Origin of the sequence: Streptomyces sp. NPDC018029 (assembly GCF_044327655.1) — a bacterium.
In the GTDB taxonomy this organism is placed as follows: domain Bacteria; phylum Actinomycetota; class Actinomycetes; order Streptomycetales; family Streptomycetaceae; genus Streptomyces.
In genome coordinates, this window is record NZ_JBIRFV010000006.1 from 304,571 (window position 1) to 323,645 (window position 19,075).

18 protein-coding genes are annotated in these 19,075 nt (G+C 71.7%); 8 read left to right on the forward strand and 10 right to left on the reverse strand.

Annotated features, from left to right (window positions below; translation table 11 throughout):
- Positions 1–26 precede the first annotated feature (26 nt).
- Positions 27–512, forward strand: coding sequence for a DinB family protein (locus ACH4D5_RS20440; RefSeq protein ID WP_398304212.1), 486 nt, complete (start codon positions 27–29; stop codon positions 510–512).
- A gap of 302 nt (positions 513–814) precedes the next feature.
- Here ACH4D5_RS20440 and ACH4D5_RS20445 read toward each other — a convergent pair whose 3' ends face one another.
- On the reverse strand, positions 815–1,648 hold the full coding sequence (locus ACH4D5_RS20445; protein ID WP_398304215.1) for an alpha/beta hydrolase: 834 nt from the start codon (positions 1,646–1,648) through the stop codon (positions 815–817).
- Between the two features lie 237 nt (positions 1,649–1,885).
- Positions 1,886–3,073, reverse strand: coding sequence for an aminoglycoside phosphotransferase family protein (locus ACH4D5_RS20450; protein WP_398304218.1), 1,188 nt, complete (start codon positions 3,071–3,073; stop codon positions 1,886–1,888).
- Between the two features lie 234 nt (positions 3,074–3,307).
- Between ACH4D5_RS20450 and ACH4D5_RS20455 the strand changes: the two genes are divergently transcribed.
- Positions 3,308–4,795 (forward strand): hypothetical protein, encoded by a 1,488-nt coding sequence (locus tag ACH4D5_RS20455; RefSeq protein WP_398304221.1) that lies wholly within the window; start codon positions 3,308–3,310, stop codon positions 4,793–4,795.
- 107 nt (positions 4,796–4,902) lie between these two features.
- On the opposite strand, the gene ACH4D5_RS20460 is transcribed toward ACH4D5_RS20455, so the two are convergent.
- The 4 genes from ACH4D5_RS20460 to ACH4D5_RS20475 form a co-directional block, all read right to left on the reverse strand.
- Complete coding sequence (locus tag ACH4D5_RS20460; protein WP_398304224.1) at positions 4,903–6,321, reverse strand: PP2C family protein-serine/threonine phosphatase; 1,419 nt, start codon at positions 6,319–6,321, stop codon at positions 4,903–4,905.
- A 431-nt stretch (positions 6,322–6,752) separates the two neighbouring features.
- Positions 6,753–7,853: an SPFH domain-containing protein gene (locus tag ACH4D5_RS20465; protein WP_398304227.1), complete on the reverse strand. Its 1,101-nt coding sequence runs from the start codon at positions 7,851–7,853 to the stop codon at positions 6,753–6,755.
- Positions 7,854–7,912: 59 nt separating this feature from the next.
- Positions 7,913–8,350: an NfeD family protein gene (locus tag ACH4D5_RS20470; protein WP_398304229.1), complete on the reverse strand. Its 438-nt coding sequence runs from the start codon at positions 8,348–8,350 to the stop codon at positions 7,913–7,915.
- A gap of 86 nt (positions 8,351–8,436) precedes the next feature.
- Positions 8,437–8,766 (reverse strand): STAS domain-containing protein, encoded by a 330-nt coding sequence (locus tag ACH4D5_RS20475; protein WP_398304231.1) that lies wholly within the window; start codon positions 8,764–8,766, stop codon positions 8,437–8,439.
- Positions 8,767–9,147: 381 nt separating this feature from the next.
- On the opposite strand from ACH4D5_RS20475, the gene ACH4D5_RS20480 reads away from it, so the two are divergent.
- The 3 genes from ACH4D5_RS20480 to ACH4D5_RS20490 are packed head-to-tail and all read left to right on the forward strand — an operon-like array spanning position 9,148 to position 12,760.
- Positions 9,148–10,680 carry a phytoene desaturase gene (locus tag ACH4D5_RS20480; RefSeq protein ID WP_398304234.1) on the forward strand — a complete coding sequence of 511 codons (1,533 nt, stop codon included), beginning with the start codon at positions 9,148–9,150 and terminating at the stop codon, positions 10,678–10,680.
- Positions 10,677–11,717, forward strand: coding sequence for a phytoene/squalene synthase family protein (locus ACH4D5_RS20485; protein WP_398304237.1), 1,041 nt, complete (start codon positions 10,677–10,679; stop codon positions 11,715–11,717). Before ACH4D5_RS20480 ends, ACH4D5_RS20485 begins: the two co-directional genes overlap by 4 nt.
- The gene (locus tag ACH4D5_RS20490; RefSeq protein ID WP_398304240.1) at positions 11,714–12,760 is read left to right on the forward strand and encodes a DUF5914 domain-containing protein; all 1,047 of its coding nucleotides are present in this window, start codon (positions 11,714–11,716) and stop codon (positions 12,758–12,760) included. The genes ACH4D5_RS20485 and ACH4D5_RS20490 overlap by 4 nt, the downstream gene beginning before the upstream one ends.
- Positions 12,761–12,813: 53 nt before the next feature.
- Here the strand turns inward: ACH4D5_RS20490 and ACH4D5_RS20495 are convergent, their stop codons facing one another.
- Genes ACH4D5_RS20495 through ACH4D5_RS20505 form a run of 3 tightly spaced genes read right to left on the reverse strand, consistent with a single transcriptional unit; the run spans position 12,814 to position 16,344 of the window.
- Positions 12,814–14,379, reverse strand: coding sequence for an FAD-dependent oxidoreductase (locus ACH4D5_RS20495; protein ID WP_398304243.1), 1,566 nt, complete (start codon positions 14,377–14,379; stop codon positions 12,814–12,816).
- Positions 14,376–15,104, reverse strand: coding sequence for a class I SAM-dependent methyltransferase (locus ACH4D5_RS20500; RefSeq protein WP_398304246.1), 729 nt, complete (start codon positions 15,102–15,104; stop codon positions 14,376–14,378). Before ACH4D5_RS20500 ends, ACH4D5_RS20495 begins: the two co-directional genes overlap by 4 nt.
- A 1-nt stretch (position 15,105) precedes the next feature.
- Entirely contained in the window at positions 15,106–16,344 is a 1,239-nt protein-coding gene (locus tag ACH4D5_RS20505) for a lycopene cyclase family protein (RefSeq protein ID WP_398304249.1), read from the reverse strand.
- Between the two features lie 194 nt (positions 16,345–16,538).
- Here ACH4D5_RS20505 and ACH4D5_RS20510 point away from each other — a divergent pair, with 194 nt between their 5' ends.
- Complete coding sequence (locus ACH4D5_RS20510; protein ID WP_398304251.1) at positions 16,539–17,303, forward strand: ZIP family metal transporter; 765 nt, start codon at positions 16,539–16,541, stop codon at positions 17,301–17,303.
- Between the two features lie 10 nt (positions 17,304–17,313).
- Here the strand turns inward: ACH4D5_RS20510 and ACH4D5_RS20515 are convergent, their stop codons facing one another.
- On the reverse strand, positions 17,314–17,703 hold the full coding sequence (locus tag ACH4D5_RS20515) for a VOC family protein (protein ID WP_398304865.1): 390 nt from the start codon (positions 17,701–17,703) through the stop codon (positions 17,314–17,316).
- A 152-nt stretch (positions 17,704–17,855) separates the two neighbouring features.
- Between ACH4D5_RS20515 and ACH4D5_RS20520 the strand changes: the two genes are divergently transcribed.
- Together ACH4D5_RS20520 and ACH4D5_RS20525 are read left to right on the forward strand one after the other, a co-directional pair.
- Positions 17,856–18,779: a LysR family transcriptional regulator gene (locus ACH4D5_RS20520; protein ID WP_398304254.1), complete on the forward strand. Its 924-nt coding sequence runs from the start codon at positions 17,856–17,858 to the stop codon at positions 18,777–18,779.
- A 110-nt stretch (positions 18,780–18,889) separates the two neighbouring features.
- Complete coding sequence (locus tag ACH4D5_RS20525; protein WP_398304257.1) at positions 18,890–19,075, forward strand: hypothetical protein; 186 nt, start codon at positions 18,890–18,892, stop codon at positions 19,073–19,075.

Here is a 19,075-nt window from a genome sequence, read left to right on the forward strand (position 1 = left end):
TGGCTCATACGGAACGGAGTATCGCGATGAAGGACACCGAACTCCTCGGGGCCGGGGCCGGGGCCGGGGCTGCCGAGAAAGCCATGCTGCGGAGCTTCCTCGACCAGCTGCGGACCTCGGTCGCCGACAAGGTCGCGGGCGCGCCCGAACCGCAGGTCCGCACCGGCGGAGTGCCGTCGGGCACCAGCCTCCTCGGGCTGCTCAAGCATCTGGGGTTCGTCGAACGGTTCTACTTCCTCGGCGAGGAACCCGGCGACTGGCGCGCGACGATGCGGCCGTCCACGCAGGACACCGTCGACAGCGTGCTCGCCGACTACCGGCGGACCGTCGAGCAGGCCAACCAGGTCATCGAGGCCTGCCCGGACCTGGCCTTCCTCGCCCCGCGGCCCCCGCGCCGGGGCCCGGCGCCCTCGATGCGGTGGGTCCTGGTGCACATGATCGAGGAGACCGGCCGGCACGCCGGTCACGCGGACATCCTCCGCGAGCAGATCGACGGCTCGACCGGCCGCTGACGAGCCGGCGGAGACGGACGTCCACGACAGCCGCGACGGTACGAGCACGACGGTACGAGCACGACGGTACGAAAAAGCCCCGACTGGACGGGGGAGACCAGCCGGGGCGGTAAAGCGTGGCGAGCGGAGGGCGGTCGCCTCTCGGCGAAAGGCTCCATGGGGCTTCAGCCGAACGATCTTCCCCATGGGCTATAGGTGAGGCCCGGGGACACTGTCCCCTCCGCAGCCACACTTACCTGAACGACGGGCCACCCCTTGTTGTTCCAGATGCGTGCCCTATACAGGGTGATGTGGCGCACACGTCACACGAAGCGGCGTACGAAGGCCAGTGCGACGTCGGCGACCTCCTGCCACCTGCTGTCGAGCGTCAGCGCGTGGTCCCGCCCGTGCAGCTCGACGATCTCCGTGACGCACGGGCTGCGCTTCTGCCGCTTGTACGCGCCGCTGGCGAGCGCCCAGGGGATGGCGTTGTCCTGGCCGCCCGAGACGATCAGGAGCGGCCCGCGCTGGGGATTGCGGCAGTTGGCCTTGACCTCTGTGCGCGGATTGAAGTTGGCGAGCGCCGCCTGCATGGGCGGGGCGCAGGGCGCGGGCACGGCGTACCGGTCGTAGAGGGACCGGGCCTCCTCCTCGCTGACGGCGTTGGCGTAGGCGTAGCGGAACTGCTCGAACGTCAGTGGCTTGGCGCGCTTCCGGTTGGCCGGGTTGGCGATCATGGGGAGCAGCGAGCGCACCGTCGACAGCGGCATCGCGAGGACACCGCGGAACGGCGCCGGGTCGATCGCCACCGAGGCGGCCGACAGACCGCGGCCCGCGAGGATCTGCGTCAGCAGCCCGCCGACGGAGTGGCCGATCACCACGGGTTTGCGCTCCAACGTGCCGATGAGCCCGGCGAGATGATCGGCGACCTGTCCGACCGTCGTGCCCGCCATGGCCTCGGGGTGCTGCCTGGCCTCGGTCGTCGTCGCCGGTTCACCCGGCCATGTCAGGGCGACCGGAGCGAACCCGGCGGCCTCGAAGTGCGGGAGCCAGTGGTCCCAGCTGCTCGCCAGCATCCACAGGCCGTGCACGAACACGGCGGGCGTGCGACCGGAGGTGTTGGCCCGGTCGATCTGCTCTGCGTCGGTTGCGGACATACCCTGACGCTACGGGCGGAAGGCCCCGGCCGTCAGCGCCACTCGGCACTGTGGCCGATACTGCCGCCCGCGGTTCCGGAACGTGCCCCCCACGTCCCCCCACGTGTGTCGGCGGTCGGGGGGCTTTCTCGCTCCACGCTTCTCCTCGCGACGACATAGTCCCGCGGTAGTCGCCAGAGGCATACGAAAGCCCGCGATGCGCCCCTGTCCACAGCGCACCGCGGGCCTTCGCCCCCGTCAGCGGGTACCGACAGCTGCGCGCACGGCCCGGCGGGCCAGCTGGCAGTCGTCGTGCAGCCGCCTGAGCAGCAGCCGCTGTTCCTCGCCGGTCGGCGCGGCACCGGGGTGGGGCGGGCCCGGCGCCACCGGGGTCGAGTCGTGCATCGAACGCTGCACGGCCGATTCGTACGTACGGATCTCGCGGGTCAGGATCAGCATCAGGTTTACCAGGAACGCGTCGCGCGCCGCGGGGCCCGCGGCCTGCGCCCGCTGACTGATCTCGCGTCGTGCCGCCGGGGCGTCACCGAGGACCGTCCACAGTGTCGCCAGGTCGTACCCCGGGAGGTACCAGCCGGCGTGCTCCCAGTCGACCAGGACGGGGCCGGCGGGGGAGAGAAGGATGTTCGAAAGGAGGGCGTCACCGTGGCAGAACTGCCACATGGCCTGGTGTCCGCCGCCCTGGTGCCCGACCGAGTGCGCGATGCCGTGCAGCAGCTTCTGCAGGTCGCCCATGTCACGGTCCGTCAGCAGACCCAGTTCGTGGAAGCGGGAGATCCGCCTGGGATAGTCCATCGGCTTGCCGAACATCTCCGTCGGCGGCCGCCACTCGTTGAGGCGGAAGACGGAGCCGAGCACCGCACGGATGTCCGCACGCGGCGGCGCCTCGACAGGGTGCCGGAGAAGGGCCGCCACCCGTCCGGGCATCCGCTCGATCACCAGCGTGCAGTCGTCGGGATCGGCAGCGATGAGCCGCGGCGCTCGGACCGGCGGGCGGTGCCGGACGAACGAGCGGTAGACCGCTATTTCGTGCCTGATCCGCTCCTCCCACCCGGACGAGCGGTCCAGCAGGCACTTGGCGACGGCGCTGCCGCGCCCGGCCGTGCCGATGAGCAGCACGGTGCGGCCGCTTCTGCGCAGCACCTGCACCGGATTGAACTCGGGGCAGATGCGGTGCACCGAGGCGATCGCGGTGCGCAGTTGCGCCCCCTGGGGGCCGGACAAGTCGAGTCTCCCGCTGAGCGGTTGCGTGCCGGACCCCGGCACGCGGGGCGTGCGACCGACGCCTGGCAGTGCGCCCGCGGGGCGCACCGGCTCCAGATAGGGGCCGCTCCCCGGTGCCGGGGGCACCTCGCGTCCCCGGTGGACAGGGGGGCGCGGGCGGAGCGGCCGGGGCGGGGCGGACACGGAGGACGATGCTGCGTACATGGGCGATACAGATCCCTTCGTGTGCCTGTGAGTTGCGTGCGCCTCCCGGCCCGATCGCTTCGGGTGCACCCTGGGGAATGCCTGGCGGCGACCGGGTCGGGGTGGCGCACTCCTACCTGACACCCGGCGTCCCCTGGCACACCATGTGGCGCACCCTGGCGAACCCTGGCGAATAGTCGCTCAGCAACTGACAGACGGTTACTGTCAACTCAGCCGAGAACCTGGGGGCTTGACGTGAACGGACAACCCAACACCCGCCTCTCCGACCTGTTCGGCCTGGCCGGCTGGTCGAAGGGTGAGCTCGCGAGACTGGTGAACCGGCAGGCGGCGGCCATGGGCCACCCCCAGCTGGCCACCGACACCTCGCGGGTGCGGCGGTGGATCGACATGGGAGAGATCCCGCGCGATCCGGTGCCACGGGTCCTGGCTGTTCTGTTCACCGAGCGTCTCGGCCGTGTCGTGACCACTGAGGATCTAGGTCTGGTCCGGCACGGGCGCGCAGGGAAGCGGCGTGGCGACGGGAGTGTGGAGCACCCCGACGGCGTGCCGTGGGCGCCCGAGCGGACAGCCGCGGTCCTCACCGAATTCACGGGAATGGACCTCATGCTCAACCGACGCGGCTTGGTGGGCGCGGGCGCTGCGCTTGCCGCAGGCTCCGCACTCAGCAGCGCCATGCACGACTGGCTGCACACCGACCCGGCCCTCAAGGCCGACGCCCCCCGTATGGAAGATCCCCTGCACGCCGACCCCGCAGGGTTCGACCGCTATGAGGCCGCCCCCATCGGCTCCCAGGAGATCGAGGAACTGGAACGCTCGGTCGAAGTGTTCCGCGCCTGGGACGCGGCCCGCGGCGGCGGGTTGCAGCGCAAGGCCGTGGTGGGCCAGCTCAATGAAGTGGGCGGCATGCTCGCCTACCGGCACCCCGACCACCTCCAGCGGCGCCTTTGGGGTGTCGCTGCCAACCTCGCCGTGCTCGCCGGCTGGATGTCGCACGACGTCGGCCTCGAGCCCACGGCGCAGAAGTACTTCGTCATCGCGGCGCACGCGGCCCGCGAGGGCGGCGACCGCCCGCGCGCGGGTGAGGCACTGTCCCGGGCCGCGCGCCAGATGGTGCACCTCGGCAAGCCGGACGACGCCCTGGACCTGATGAAGCTCGCCAAGTCGGGCGCGGGCGATGAGGCCCTGCCCCGCACCCGGGCGATGCTGTACACCATCGAGGCGTGGGCGCAGGCGTCGATGGGCCGCGGCCAGGCGATGCGGCGCACCCTCGGCATCGCCGAGGACCTCTTCGTGTCGGACAAGGGGGACGTGCCGCCGCCGAGCTGGATGCAGATGTTCGACGAGGCGGATCTGCACGGCATGCAGGCCCTGGCCTACCGCACCCTCGCCGAACACGAGGCGTCCGCGGCGAGCGCCGCGCAGCGGCACGCCAAGGAGGCGATCGAGCTGCGGGCCAAGAACCGCGACCGGTCGCAAATCTTCGACTACATCTCACTCGCCTCGGCCTGCTTCATCGCCGACGACCCCGAACAGGCCGACAGGTACGCCCGGTTGGCGCTGGTGTCGATGCGGGCGAACTCCTCGCACCGCACCTGGGACCGGTTGCGTGAGATGTACCGGCTGACCGCGCAGTACGCCGGCTATCCGAAGATCCAGGACCTGCGCGAGGAGATCAAGCTTGCGCTGCCGAGGGCGGCCAAGGGGAGGACGGCCAGGGCGTAGCACACAGGAACACACACTACGGAACACACGCGACGGCACGGAACGAACACGGCGCGAAGCGAGCGCGCCAAGGACGCCAAGGGGCGGACGCGGCGCGGAGCGAGCGGTCAGATCCGCACGGCCAGCAGGCAGGCGTCGTCCTCACGTGGTTCCTCGCCGAACTCCTCGACGACGGTCCGCACGCAGTCCTCTGCCGTACGCGCCCCGGCCAAGCGGGACGCGAGGGAGAGCAGCAGGCCCGTCGCCGTGTCCCTGTCGCGCCGCGGCACCAGGCCGTCGGTGTGCAGCAACAACAGGTCCCCGGGCCGCAGTTGCTCTTCGGCCTGCTCGTACTTCGCCCCGGAGGTGGCGCCGAGGAGCACGCCGTGCGGTGGCGTCAGCATGCGCCCCGTCCCGTCGCGGAACAGCAGCGGGGCGGGGTGTCCCGCCTGCGCCCATGTCAGCAGCCGTGTGGCCGGGTCGTAGCGGCAGTAGACGGCGCTGCCGAGGGCGGGCTGGACCGTGGCGTCCAGTAACTGGTTCAGCCAGCCCATGATCTGGTCCGGCTGCGCACCGGTGACGGCCATGCCGCGCAGCGCGCCGAGCAGCATCGCCATGCCGGAGGTGACGGTGACGCCGTGCCCGGTGAGGTCGCCGACGCTCAGCAGCGCGTGGCCCTCGGGCAGTTCCATCGCGTCGTACCAGTCGCCGCCGATGAGGGCGCTGGTGGAGGAAGGGAGGTACCGGCCGGCGAGGTCGAGGCGGGCGGGGCCGCCGTGCGGCAGCCGCAGGGAGCCGCGCCACGGCGGGAGCACCGCCTCCTGCAGTTCGAGCGCGAGGCGGTGCTCGGTCTGTGCGATGTCGCGGTGGCGCTGCAGCGAGTCTCGGCTCTCGCGGACCACGCGCTGGCTGCGGCGCAGCTCGCTGACGTCCCGCAGGACCGCCCACATGGAGGCGGTGGAGCCGTCGGTGGCGAGCACGGGCTCGCCCATCATGTGCACCTGGCGCCAGCGTCCGTCGGGGCGCAGGACACGGAACTCGCCGTCGATGGGCTTTCCGTCGACGAGGCAGTCCGTGACCATCGCGGTCAGCAGGGGCTGGTCGTCGGGGTGCACCAGCGAAGGGAACTCGTCCAGGGGGAGCGGGGGAGCGGCCGGGTCGCGGCCGAGGATGTCATAGAGCTCGGCGGACCAACTGGCCTCGTCGGTGAGGAGATTCCACTCGGCGCTGCCCACCCGGCTCAGCAGGGAGCCCCGGTGTGACGCCGTGGGCTTCGGAACGGCCGGTGCCGCGGGCTCCCCGCCCGCCCGCGGTGGGCCGTCCCGCAACTGCGCCAGATGGTCGTCGAGGTCGTTGAGCTGGTGGACCGCCAGGTCGCACAGGGCCCGCTGCCAGCGCCCCTCGGGGTCCGCGTGGTCGGCCACGGCGTCGCGCCGCACGGCGTCGACCTCGCCGCGGAGCCGGCGCGTCTGCGAGATCAGCGCGTCGACCGTGCCGCGCTCCGGCGGCTGGGCGGCTGCGTGGTCCGCAAAGACGTGGGACGGCATGAGGTGCTCCGTTGAAGGTGCGGTGCGACCAACTTGACGGGTGGTGGACCGCTAACGACTTTCGCACAGCGGGGAGTGGGCCGTAAGGGATTTGGCAACACACGATTCGGTGGTGCTTCTGGCATATGCCTTTGTCCTGCTGATAGGTGATCCGAGGGGCTGGAGTCCAGTGCGGAGCGGTGAAGAAAGCGTAGGGCCTTGTGGCGGAATGTGGAGTTCCGATGGTGGGTCAGGGGTGAGGAGTGACCGTACGTGTCGCGACCCGGTGCGGCGGCATCGCAAGTAGGAACGTAGGCTTGGCCGATCTGCCTCTCGGGGCGTGCGCATCGAACGAACTCCCGTACGGGCAGCGCCTGTTGGAGCTTGAGAACGGCGCGAATTGGTCGTACCGGCGCCCGCCTGTTCCCTCTGCCCGCCACCCCCTCCGCCCGCTATCCCTTCTGCCCGCGGCCCGGCGCCTGGGGTGACCGCGCGGCCTCGGCCTCGGCCTTGGCGTCGTTCACCGCCGCGGCGGCCTGCTTGGCGACCTCGTCGGCGGCCGCGGCGGCGTCGAGCGAGAGCGGCGAGCCCGCCGCGAGCTCCGCGCTCCCTTCGGCGGGCGTCTCGCCGGCACCGGCCGTGGCCGCCTCGGCGGGGCGCGTGGTCTCCGGAAGGCCCATCTTCGAGTGATCGCCGAAGGCCGCGGTGACGGTGCGGACGGCCTCCGTCAGCTCGCCAGGGATCACCCAGAACGTGTTGTTGTCGCTGCTCGCCAAGTGGGGCAGCGTCTCCAGGTACTTGTACGCGAGGACCTTCGGGTCGGCGTTGTTGCGGTGGACGGCCTGGAAGACGCGCTCCACCGCCTTGGCCTCGCCGTCGGCCCGCAGGATCATGGCCTGCTGCGTGCCCTGGGCCTCCAGGATGTCCTTCTGCTTCGTGCCCTCGGCGGTGAGGATCTTGGCCTGCCGCTCCCCTTCGGCGTGGAGAATGGCCGCGCGCTTGTCGCGCTCGGCCCGCATCTGCTTCTCCATCGCTTCCTTGATGGTGTTCGGCGGGTCGATGGCCTTGATCTCCACGCGGTTGACGCGGATGCCCCACTTGCCGGTGGCGTCGTCGAGGACGGTGCGCAGGCGGGTGTTGATCTCCTCGCGCGAGGTGAGCGTCTCCTCCAGGTCCATGCTGCCGATGACGTTGCGCAGGGTGGTCACGGTGAGCTGGTCGATGGCCTGCAGATAGTCCGCGACTTCGTACGCCGCCGCCCGCGGGTCGGTGATCTGGTAATAGAGCACGGTGTCGATGTTCACGACGAGGTTGTCCTCGGTGATCACCGGCTTGGGCTGCGACGAATAGACCTGCTCTCGCACGTCGAGTTTCGTGTTGACGCGGTCCGCCACCGGCGCGACGAGATTCAGGCCGGGCTGCAGCGTCCTGCGATATCTGCCGAACCGCTCGATGTTGTAGCGGCGGGCCTGCGGGACGATGCGCACAGAGGAAGCCACGAGGAAGACGACGACGATCGCCGCCACGAGAATCGGGATGACAACCGGATCCACACTTCCTCCATTGCCGTAGTTTCAGCTGTTCACGGAAGGAGCTCGCGAGTTCCAGTCGTTCACGGAAGGAGCTCGCGGGGATAGACGATGGCTGTGGCGCCTTCGATCTCCATGACATCCACCAGTGCACCCGCAGGGATCACGTGGCTTTCGTCGAGGGCGCGGGCGGACCATTCCTCGCCGCAGAGTTTGATCAGGCCGTGGGACGCGGTGACCTCCCGCATCACCTCGGCCCGCTTGCCGATCAAGGCATCGCTGCCCTCGTGCGTGAGGGGTGCCTGCGCCATGTGACGCAGCGCGACCGGGCGGACGACCAGGAGGCCACCTGCCGCCGCCGCGGCGAAAGCCACGAGCTGGCCCGCGATGCCGATGCCCACCCCGGACACCACGGCGGCGACCAGCGCGGCACCCGCCAGGAGTCCGAAGGTCAAGGTCAGGGTGAAGAACTCCGCGGCGCCCAGCGCGGCGGCGGCGACCAGCCATGCGAGCCACGGCATCGGATCAGCCTCCCTCAGGGGACTTGTCTACCAAGCTACCTCCGGGAACGCCGGACGGAACAGACTTGTCCCAGGGCGGTACGCGGTCACACCGGCTCTTCGGGGGAGGCAGGGGCCAGGCCGAGGCGGTCGGCGGTGTGGGTGCGTTCGACGAGGCGGGCCACCAGAGGGCGCAGCGGGCCGTGTATGCCGAAGCAGGCACCGGCGCGCAGGATCTCCTCCTTGGCCTGCAGGAGCGCGCGCAGGCCCACGCAGTCGCAGAAGCACACCTCTTGCAGATCTATGAGGACGCGGGTGGGACCGGCGTCCAGGCAGGCGCGGACCGCTTCATAGAGCGTGCCGACGGTGCTCAGGTCGATCTCGCCGGCGAGGAGGATGACGCACTGCTTCTCCAGCAGCACCGTCTCGGTACGCAACCGCGTACTTTCGTGCGGAGCCGAAATCACGTTCCCCTTTCGACAGCCTTTCCCACCGCGCCGGAATCCCGAGGGGGGCGAAAGGGCCGAGTACCCCCGGGCCGCCGAAGCACGCGCCTCAGGGAATCCACGCGCATTCGGAATTTCCCGTGCATCCGGGCAGCGCTCCCGGGCCGAAGTGTTCTGTGGCCCTGTATCGATCAAATGGCTGAGAGGACGTGCAATGCGCAGGGGACAGAACACCCTGCCCGGCGGGTCGCTGTGCCGGAATGGCCCTCCAGTTGCGGGACGATCTCCCCACCGCGTGACCGGTCCGACCACGGCCGGTGAGCCGGGCCCGCCGACCGCCCGAGAAGAACCCCGTACCAAAGGCGGGAGCCTATGAAGACCGTTCCAGGGCCGACCGACCACGTCGTGGTCGTGGGCGCCGGACTCGCGGGCCTGTCCACGGCCCTGCACCTGCTGGGCTCGGGACGCGTGGTGACGGTGGTCGAACGCGTCGGGCACCCGGGCGGCAGGGCCGGACTGCTGCGGCGGGCGGGCTACCGGATCGACACCGGCCCCACCGTCCTGACCATGCCCGACATCGTCGAGGACGCCTTCGCCGCGGTGGGTCAGACCATGCGTGACCGCCTGGACCTCATCGCCCTCCACCCGGCCTACCGCGCCCGCTTCGCCGACGGCAGCTCACTGGACGTCCACACCCGGCCCGACGCGATGGAAGCGGAGATCGCCCGCTTCGCCGGCGCCCGGCAGGCCCTGGGGTACCGGCGGCTCCGGGCCTGGCTGGAGCGCCTCTACCGGCTCCAGATGCGCCGCTTCATCGACACCAACTTCGATTCCCCCCTGGAGCTCCTCACGCCCGACCTGGCGCGGCTCGCCGCCCTCGGCGGCTTCGGGCGCCTGGACGCACGCATCGCCTCCTTCATCTCCGACGAGCGGCTGCAGCGCGTCTTCTCCTTCCAGGCGCTGTACGCGGGCGTGCCCCCGGCCCGTGCCCTGGCCGCGTACGCGGTCATCGCCTACATGGACACCGTCGCCGGCGTCTACTTCCCGCGCGGCGGCATGCACGCCCTGCCGCAGGCCATGGCCGATGCCGCCGCCCAGGCAGGCGCCGACTTCCGGTACGGGCAGGACGTCCGGTCCCTGGAGCGGACCGGCCACCGGATCACGGCCGTCGTCACCGACCAGGAGCGCATCCCCTGCGACGCCGTGGTCCTGACCCCCGACCTGCCCCGCACCTACGAACTGCTCGGCCGCACCCCCTACCGCCCGCGACCACTGCGGCACGCGCCGTCCGCCGTGGTCCTGCACTTCGGCAGTGCCCGCACCTGGCCCCACCTGGCGCACCACACGATCTCCTTCGGGGCCGCCTGGCAGCGCACCTTCCACGAACTGACCCGCACCGGCCGTCTGATGTCCGACCCGTCCCTGCTCATCACCCGCCCCACAGCCACCGACCCCACCCTGGCGCCCCCCGGACACCACCTGCACTACGTACTCGCCCCGTGCCCCAACACCGACATCGGCCCCGGCGCCCAGGACTGGCGGGAGCTGGCCCCCCGCTACCGGGACAGCCTCCTCGCCGCACTGGAACGGCGCGGGCTCACCGGGATCGCCGCGGCCGTCGAGGAGGAGTGCCTCGTGACTCCCGCCGACTGGACGGCACAGGGACACGCCGCGGGCACCCCGTTCTCCGCCGCCCACACCTTCGCGCAGACCGGCCCCTTCCGGCCCCGGAACCTGGTGCGCGGCACGGAGAACGCGGTCCTCGCGGGGTGCGGCACCACCCCCGGAGTCGGCGTGCCGACCGTCCTCCTCTCCGGCAAGCTGGCCGCCGCACGCATCGCGGGACCCCGCCGCCCGCCGACCCTCACCACATCCGGGCGCGTCGCCGAGGGAGGGGCCGGATGAGTACCCGGGAGCTGGACGCCGCGGCCATCACCGACCCCGTACTGCGCTCCGCCTACGCCCACTGCCGCCGCTTGAACGCCCGCCACGGCAAGACGTACTTCCTCGCCACACGGCTGCTGCCGATCGAACGACGGCCCGCCGTCCACGCCCTGTACGGCTTCGCACGCTGGGCCGACGACATCGTCGACGACCTGGAGGACACGGCCCCACCGGCTGAGCGGGCCACGGCACTGCGCCGCCTGCAGCACCACCTGGACCACGCGCTGCGCACGGGCACGAGCAGCGAACCCGTCGCCGCGGCCCTGGCCGACACGGCCCGGCGCTACGACATCGACCCCCAGCACTTCACCGACTTCATGGCGTCCATGCGGCAGGACCTCGAAGTGAGTGAATACCCCACGTATCACGACTTGGAGCGGTACATGCACGGCTCGGCCGCCGTCATCGGCCTGCAGATCCTGCCCGTCCTGGGAACCGTCGTACCCCGCGAGGAAGCGGCCCCGCACGCGGCCGCACTCGGCACGGCCTTCCAACTGACCAACTTCCTCAGGGACGTCGGCGAGGACCTCGACCGCGGCCGCACCTACCTCCCCGGCGAACTGCTCGCCGCGCACGGCGTCGACCGAGGGTTGCTGCAATGGAGCCGCGCCACCGGCCGACGGGACACGAGGATCACCGCGGCGCTGATGGCCGCCGCCGCTCTCACGCGAGACACCTACCGCATCGCGGCACCCGGCCTCGCCATGCTCGATCCGGTCTCACGCCCCTGCATCCGCACGGCTTTCGTGCTGTACGGCGCCATCCTCGACGCCGTCGCCGACGACGGGTACGCGGTCCTGCACCGCAGGGCGGTCGTCCCCCGCCGGCGCCGCGCCACCGTCGCCTGCGACGGCCTGTGCAGGCTGGCCGCGGCCCGGCTGCGCCACCGCCTCAACGGCGGCGGACCGCCGCCGCCATCGCCCGAACCGGCCGGATACACACCACCGCACCTCACCTACGGCGTGCGCCGCCGACCGTCCCCGAAGGAGCCGGTATGACCGGTGACTCACGTCCACATGGAACACACGGAACACGTGGAACCGGACGCTTCCCCCTGCGGCTGCGCCGCCGGCCCGTGGCCTGGGAACACCAGCGTCCGACCTGGCGCGAAGCAAGGCCGGCCGTGATCGCCGCGGCGTCGAAACGCGCTCAGAGCCGGCCGTCGGGAAACTGGTACGTCCTCGGTGCCACCCGGGACATCAGGGGCGACCGGCCCCTGGGCCGCACCGTCGCGGGCCTGGAGATCGTCGTGTGGCGCGGCGCCGACGGAGCGTTGCGGGCAGGCCCCGGCGCCTGCCCGCACCTGGGCGCGCCGCTCAAGGACAGCCCGGTGCGCTGCGGCACGTTGATCTGCCACTGGCACGGACTCGCCCTGGACGGCGGTCCGTTCGGGGCCTGGCAGCCGTATCCGACGTACGACGACGGTGTCCTGACCTGGGTCCGGTTAGACGACGTCGGCGGCGAACCCGCTCTGGACCGGCCCGTGCTCCCCCCGCGCCCGGACCTCACGCGGAGTGTGGCGACCGTGGTCACCACGAGCGGACGCTGCGAACCCGAGGACGTCGTCGCCAACCGCCTCGACCCGTGGCACGGCGCCTGGTTCCATCCGTACTCCTTCGTCGATCTGACCGTGGCTCCCTTGAGCGGTGAAGGCGACGGTCAGGACGGCCCCGAGGACGACGCGTTCACCGTCGACGTGTCCTTCAAAGTGGGCGGGCGTGCGGTCGTACCGGTGCGGGCTGTCTTCACCGCACCCGAGCCCCGTACCGTCGTCATGCACATCACCCACGGCGAAGGCGCGGGCTCGGTCGTGGAGACCCACGCGACGCCCCTGACCGCGGCCGGTGCCGGGCAGCCCCGGACCGCCGTCGTCGAAGCGGTGATCGCCACCTCCGACCGGCCGGGCTTCGTCGCCGCCAGGGCCACCGCCGCCGCGCTGCGACCGCTGATGCGCGCGGCGGCCGCGCGCCTGTGGCGCGACGACATCGCCTACGCGGAGCGGCGCTGGGCACTGCGCAGCACCGGCCGCTTTCCCGGTTGAAGCGAAGTGATCCCTGCCGCCGACGGCCTCCGGTTCACGCGGGCCCGTCCGGCTCAGGTGCCGACCAGCCGGTTCAGGGCCCGCAGGGCGCCCACCCTGCCGCGGGTCGGGACCGACCACAGGGTCTGGCCGCGCAGGTCCCAGCGCTGGAGCAGCGCGTTCGCGGCGAGGAAACCCGAGGTCACGGCACGCTCCATCAGAGCGACCGGAAGGTCGGTGCGCACCAGGTCGCCCGCGACGGTCAGGGCCGGGTCCGTGGTGCGTACCGTGGGTCGGTCCTGGTAGGTGCCCACCGCGAACAGGGGGCAGTCGGCACGCCATTCGTGGCGTTCGTCGATGATCTTGGCGTCGCGTGTCTCGGGGTAGACGCGGTGGAGCTGGGTCAGCAGCCGGTCCTGTTCCGCGATCCGGTCGGTGCCCTCAGGGACGGCGTAGGCGTGCAGTTCCACCACTGAGCCGCCGGTGCGGGCGACCCGGCGCAGGGCTTCGCCGTCCCACCGTTCCAGCACGCTCACGTTGTCGAGCGGGCCGTATCCGCTGGTTCCCAGGAATCCCGCCCGGTCGGGGTCGACGGGCCGGTCCAGCCAGAGGCGGGAGACGAGGAAGTCCGGGGCTGTCCGCAGCCGCATGATCCGTTCGCGCCAGGCGCGGTCGGCGAGCCCGGGGGACCGGGCGACCACGTGCCGCAGACCGGCCGTGTCCAGGGCGAGCACCACGCTGTCGTGCCGCGTCTCGCCGTGCCTGGTGCTGACGCGGAACCCGCCGGCCGGGGTGGGCTGCACGTTCTCCACCGCGTGCCCGGTGCGGATGTCCGTGCCGTGGCCGGTGAGGTAGGCGGCCAGCGGCTCCCAGAGCGCCGCTGGGAACGGTTCCTGCGGCACGTCGAACAGCAGGCCCTCGCTGGAGCCGAGGAAGTAGATGTGGAACATCAGGGCGAGTTCGGCGGCCGAGAGCCGGCGCGGATCGGCGAAGAAGCTGCGGGAGAACACCTCGAACGCCAGATGGTGGGCCGCCCGGGGGAAGCGGATGCGCTCCAGCAGTTCCTGCGCGCTCAGCCGGTCGAGTCGCCGGTACACGTCCGGTACGCGCACATCCATCAGGGGCAGGGCGGCGCGCGGGTTCATGCGGGTCAGGTCGCGACCGCCGAAGGTGGGGCTCTGCGCGGCGAAGCCGAGGGCGCTCCAGGGCGGTGTGCGCGGCACCTTGGCGAAGCTGTCCCGGTACCCCGCGCTGTGCCACAGCGGGTAGTCGGGCAGCCGGGTCAGCGTGTCGAGGCCGGGGTCCACCCGACGCAGCAGCCCGCGCAGGTTGTAGTACTGGCGGAAGAACGCGTGGAAGCCGCGGGTCATGGTCGCCGTGGAGCCGTCGGCGAGTTCGACCGGCCACCCCGCGAGGCGGCCGCCCAGCTGGTCGTCGCGCTCGAACAGGGTGACCTGGACGCTTCGTTCGGCCAGGGCGGTGGCGGCGGCGAGTCCGGCCAGGCCACCGCCCACGACGGCCGCCGTGGGCGGCGGGCCCTGCGCAGGGCGGGACCGGCCGGCGGGTGCCTGCCACACCTGGGCGCGGCGGTCGAGGCCGCGGCGGGCCGACCCGTCCGGTGACGTGGTGCGCCGCTTCACCGCACGTCCTCGTGGGAGGCACCGGCGGAGGCCAGCACGGTGTGCACGATGCCGGTCTGCCAGCCGGGCATCGGCAGGACGCGTACTCCGGAGAAGCCGGCCCCGCGCGTACGAGCGGCGAACTCGTCCGCCGTGTCGAAGCCGGTCACGCTGTGGAACAGGTGCCGGTAGAGGGGCCCGTCGCCGGTCAGGGTGCCGGCGGGCTGTACCACCGCCTTGCAGACGACACGCCACACCAGGCGGTCGACCGGACGGCCGCTGAGGGTGTATTCGTGCACGGCCAGTCGCCCGTGCGGTGCCATGAGGGCGCGGACCGCGGCGAGCACCGCGTCGGGGTCGGCGAGGTTGCGGAACAGATAGGCGGCGAAGACCGCGTCGAACGGCCCGTGCACGCCGGCCTCTTCGAGCCGCTCGGCGGGGGCGTGCACGAAGGTGACGGTGGGCGGCCACGCTTTCGCCGCGGCGCGCTCCAGCATGCCGGGTGAGGCGTCGACGGCGACGATCTCGGCCAGCGGGGCGACGTGGCGCAGGGCGGCGGTGGAGGCACCGGTCCCGCAGCCCAGGTCGAGCAGCCGCAGTCCGGCGCCGCCCCGGGGCAGCCGCAGTCGGCGGGCCGAGCGGCGCAGGTGGGCGTGGTAGCCGGGGTTGACGGCGACCAGCCGGTCGTAGGTGCGGGCGGCGTGGTCGAACGCGGCGGACAGGCCGTCGTCGCGCAGCACGGTCATGTCAGTTCTCTTTCCGGTCGGCTGGGCGGCCCGTCGTGCCGGGGGAGCGGGCGAGAGTGGCGCGGTGCTTGGGCAGCAGAGGCAGTTCGAGGGCGGTGCGCAGCATCGGGCGCACGGGGGTGCGCAGTCCGATGGACAGGTCTTCGCGGGTACTGGTGCGTCCGTCGAGGAAGCGGAGCAGCCGCTCCATGGGCACCTGGCGGAACAGGCCGGTGAAGAACTCCGCCCCGCTGACGCGTCCGGTGTGCAGGGCCCGCAGCAGGACGGCGTCCATCGCCCGTGACCAGGGTGAGTGGGCGGCGGGCGGCCGGGGAGTCCGGCCCTGCCGGCAGGCGGCGGCGATGGCGCAGGCCTGCCGTTGGACGGCGGCGAAGGTGTATCCGGTCGAGGGGCGTGTGGCTCCGCCCGCGGTGCCGATGCGGAAGACGGAAGGGCTGGTACGGCGCGGGAAGCGCGCGTCGGTCATGGGAATGACGCCGTGCTCCACCCGCGTGACCTCGTAGCGCTCCAGGGCCAGTTCGTGTGACAGGTACCGGCGCAGGGCGGCGTCGTAACCCTGGTCGTCCAGGACTTGGCGGGAGAACTCCGTGTACTCGACCAGGGCCTGACAGGGGCTCATGGGCAGGGCGTAGACGAAGGAAAGACCGTGGGCGGGCTGCGGCGTGCGGAAGTCCATCAGGTCCGCGACCCGCGGGTCGAAGGCCGGGCGGTCGGTCGTGACGAACCAGCCGCGGAAGTGCTGCAACAACGTGGTGCGCCCCGGCGGCAGGACCCGCAGGGGACGGGAGTCGAACACCCAGCGGGCCCGCAGCGCGCGGGGCTGCCCGGCCTGGGGACGCAGGTGGATCTCGGCGCCGCGCCCCAGTTCGCGGATGTTCTCGACCACCCCGTCGAGCCGGACCACGTTCGGTTCGCCGGCCAGGCGGTCGCCGACGAGGGACTCGAAGGACGTGGAGCGCAGCATCTTGTAGCGCAGCGGGGCGGGCGAAGCGGCGACGGCGGCGCCGTCCGGGGCTCTGACCCGCAGGATGTCCCAGGCGGCCGTCAGGGCAGAGTCGAACGCGCCGCCCGGCTCCTCCCAGAAGCACCAGGTGCGCTCGGCCGGCCGCAAGGGGCCCGCCGGGGCGTCGACCAGCACCACCGAGGGCGTCCGGCCGCCGGAGCCGCCGCCGGCCAGGTGGTACGCCAGCGACAGCCCGGCTGCGCCGGCCCCCACGATGGCGATCTGCGTGTCGAGCATGAACCCCCTCGCCGGTCGTCCGGCCGGTCACTGTGCCGCGCACCCTGGAATGCGCCGTGCTCTGCACAGCATTCCGTACGAGATCGCCGCATGGATGCACCACCGCGGGCAAATCTCATCATCACGGGTGAATGGGGTCCGTGTGCCGTCAGTGCATGAGCGTGGCGGTCTATGTGTCGGGTACACGGGTCCGCATGGAAGACGTCGTACAGGCCGGACTGTGGGGACTCGTGGCGGGCTCCGCGCTGTTGCTCGGGGCAGGGGTGGGGTACGGGCTGCGGGTGCCGCAGAAGCTCGTGGCGACGGTGATGGCCTTCGGAGCGGGGGTGTTGATCTCGGCTGTCTCCTTCGAGCTGGTCGGGGAGGCGTACGAGCAGGCGGGGCTCGCCCCCGCGGTCATCGGCACGCTGGGCGGCGCCGCGGCCTACACCGCGGGCAACGCGTGGCTGGCGCGGCGCGGCGCCCGGCACCGCAAACGCTCGGGCCACCGGAGTTCCCAGGCGCAGCCCTCGGAGGCACAACAGGCCGGGTCGGGCACGGCGTTGGCGTTCGGTGCCCTGTTGGACGGAGTGCCGGAGTCCGCGGTGATCGGGGTCAGCCTGCTCGACGGCGGCGCGGTCAGTCTCGTGACCGTGGCAGCGGTGTTCCTCAGCAACGTCCCCGAAGGACTGTCGAGCGCGGTGGGCATGAAACGGGCCGGCCGCGGCCGCCTGTACGTCATGGGCGTGTGGGGAGGGATCGCCGCGGCGTGCGCCGTGTCCGCGGTGCTTGGTTATGCCGTGGTCGGTGGCTTCTCGACCTCCGTCATCGCGGCGGTGACGGCGGTGGCCGCCGGGGCGATCCTCGCCATGGTCGCCGACACGATGATCCCGGAGGCGTTCGAGGACACGCATCTGGCCATAGGGCTGATCACCGTGAGCGGCTTCCTGGTCTCCTTCGCGCTCTCCCACGCGGGCTGAGCGCCCCCGGTCAGTCCTCTTCCGGGTACCAGCGCAGTTCCACGGTGTTGCCGTCCGGGTCCTGGACGTAGAGGGAGATCGCGGTGCCCCGGGCGCCGAAGCGCTTGCCGGGACCGTCGACGACCGTGAAGACGCCGGAGTCGATGACCTGTTGCCAGTCGAGCGGCTCCACCACGAGGCAGATGTGGTCGACGTTGGAGCCCTTCGGCTCCCCGTCGGGTCCCTCGACGAGGTCGATGATGGTGGTGGGGCTGACCCGCACGGAGGGGAAGGGAACCTGGCCCGCACGCCATTCCTCCACCCGTACCGGGTCCAGTCCCAAGGGGCCGGTGTAGAAGGCGAGCGAGCGCTCGATGTCGGCGACGTTGAGGACGAGGTGGTCGAAGGCGATCACGCGCATGAGGGTCTCCGTGCGGTCGAGGGCACCGGGGTGCGAGGTGCGGGCCGGCCGGCGACTGCCGTGGCCCGTTGGTGAGTTCAGCATCGCCGAACGACGATCCATCGGTCCAACGCATGTTTGTCATCCGGTCCATCGTGAATCACGATGGATCGATGGATCTCCAGCAGATGCGTTACGTCCTCGCCGTGGCGGAGACCGCGAGCTTCACCCGCGCGGCCGAGCGGTGCCACGTCGTCCAGTCCGCGCTCAGTCATCAAGTGGCCAAGCTGGAAAAGGAGTTGGGGGCCCGGCTGTTCGACCGGACCAGCCGCCGGGTGCGGTTGACCGCCGCGGGAGAGGCGTTTCTGCCCGCGGCCCGGCAGGCGTTGGAGGCGGCGGAGCGGGCCCGGGCGGAAGTGGCGGCGGCCACCGGTGAGATACGGGGGCGGCTGACCGTCGGCTCGATTCCCACCGTCGCGGCCGTCGACCTGCCGGCGGTGCTGCGCGACTACCGCCAGCGCTATCCGGACGTGCGGATCACGCTGCGGGCGGGCTCCAGCGAACGGCTGGTGGAGCAGGTGCGCGAAGGGGCGCTGGACGCGGCGTTCCTCGGCGTACAGCCGGGGTTTCGCCCCCAGGGCGTCCGGGACCACGAACTCGCCCACGGGCAGCACGTCGCCGTGGTCGCCCCGGAACACCCGCTGGCCGCGGAGCGTGAGGTGGACCTGCGCCGCCTCGTCGAGGAGGTGTTCGTCGACTTCGCCGAAGGCAGTGCGGCGCGCGCCCAGTCCGACGAGGCGTTCGCGGCGGCGGGGCTGCGGCGCGAGGTGGCCTTCGAGGTGTCCGGCGTCGAGCTGATGGCCCGGATGGTCCGCCACGGACTGGGTGTCGCCCTGCTGCCCGCGCTGTTCTCCGTCGAGCTGCACGGCCTGCGGAGCGTGCCGGTCACCAACGGACCCGTGCGAGTGGAGCGTCTGGTCTGGAGCCGGTTCACGCCGTCCCCCGCAGCTGCCGCTTTTCTCGCCCTGGTGGGGGTGGGTGGAACTACCGGCGTGCAGTGCGCGCCCGGACCCGGTCCGGTGAACTGGCCGGAATGAGCTTGAACGTTGTATGTCATTGCCGGTTTTGCGCCAGTTGCGTGTTGTGGACGGCTGCGGTCCACTGGAAGTGGAAGCAGACATTCCGTTCCGCATCAGGGGATGATGGCATGACGAACGAGTACGAGCTCCGGGACAGCACCAAGGTTTCGGAGACCGACATCGAAGAGGCCCTCAACCCGGGCGAAAGCCAGGGCTTTTACCGTGACAGCCGCGAGTGCGCAGCACTGGCCCTCGCCGGCGGCCAAGGCGGGGTGCTCCTGTCGCCCCCGACGCCACGGCCGAAGAAGCGTTGA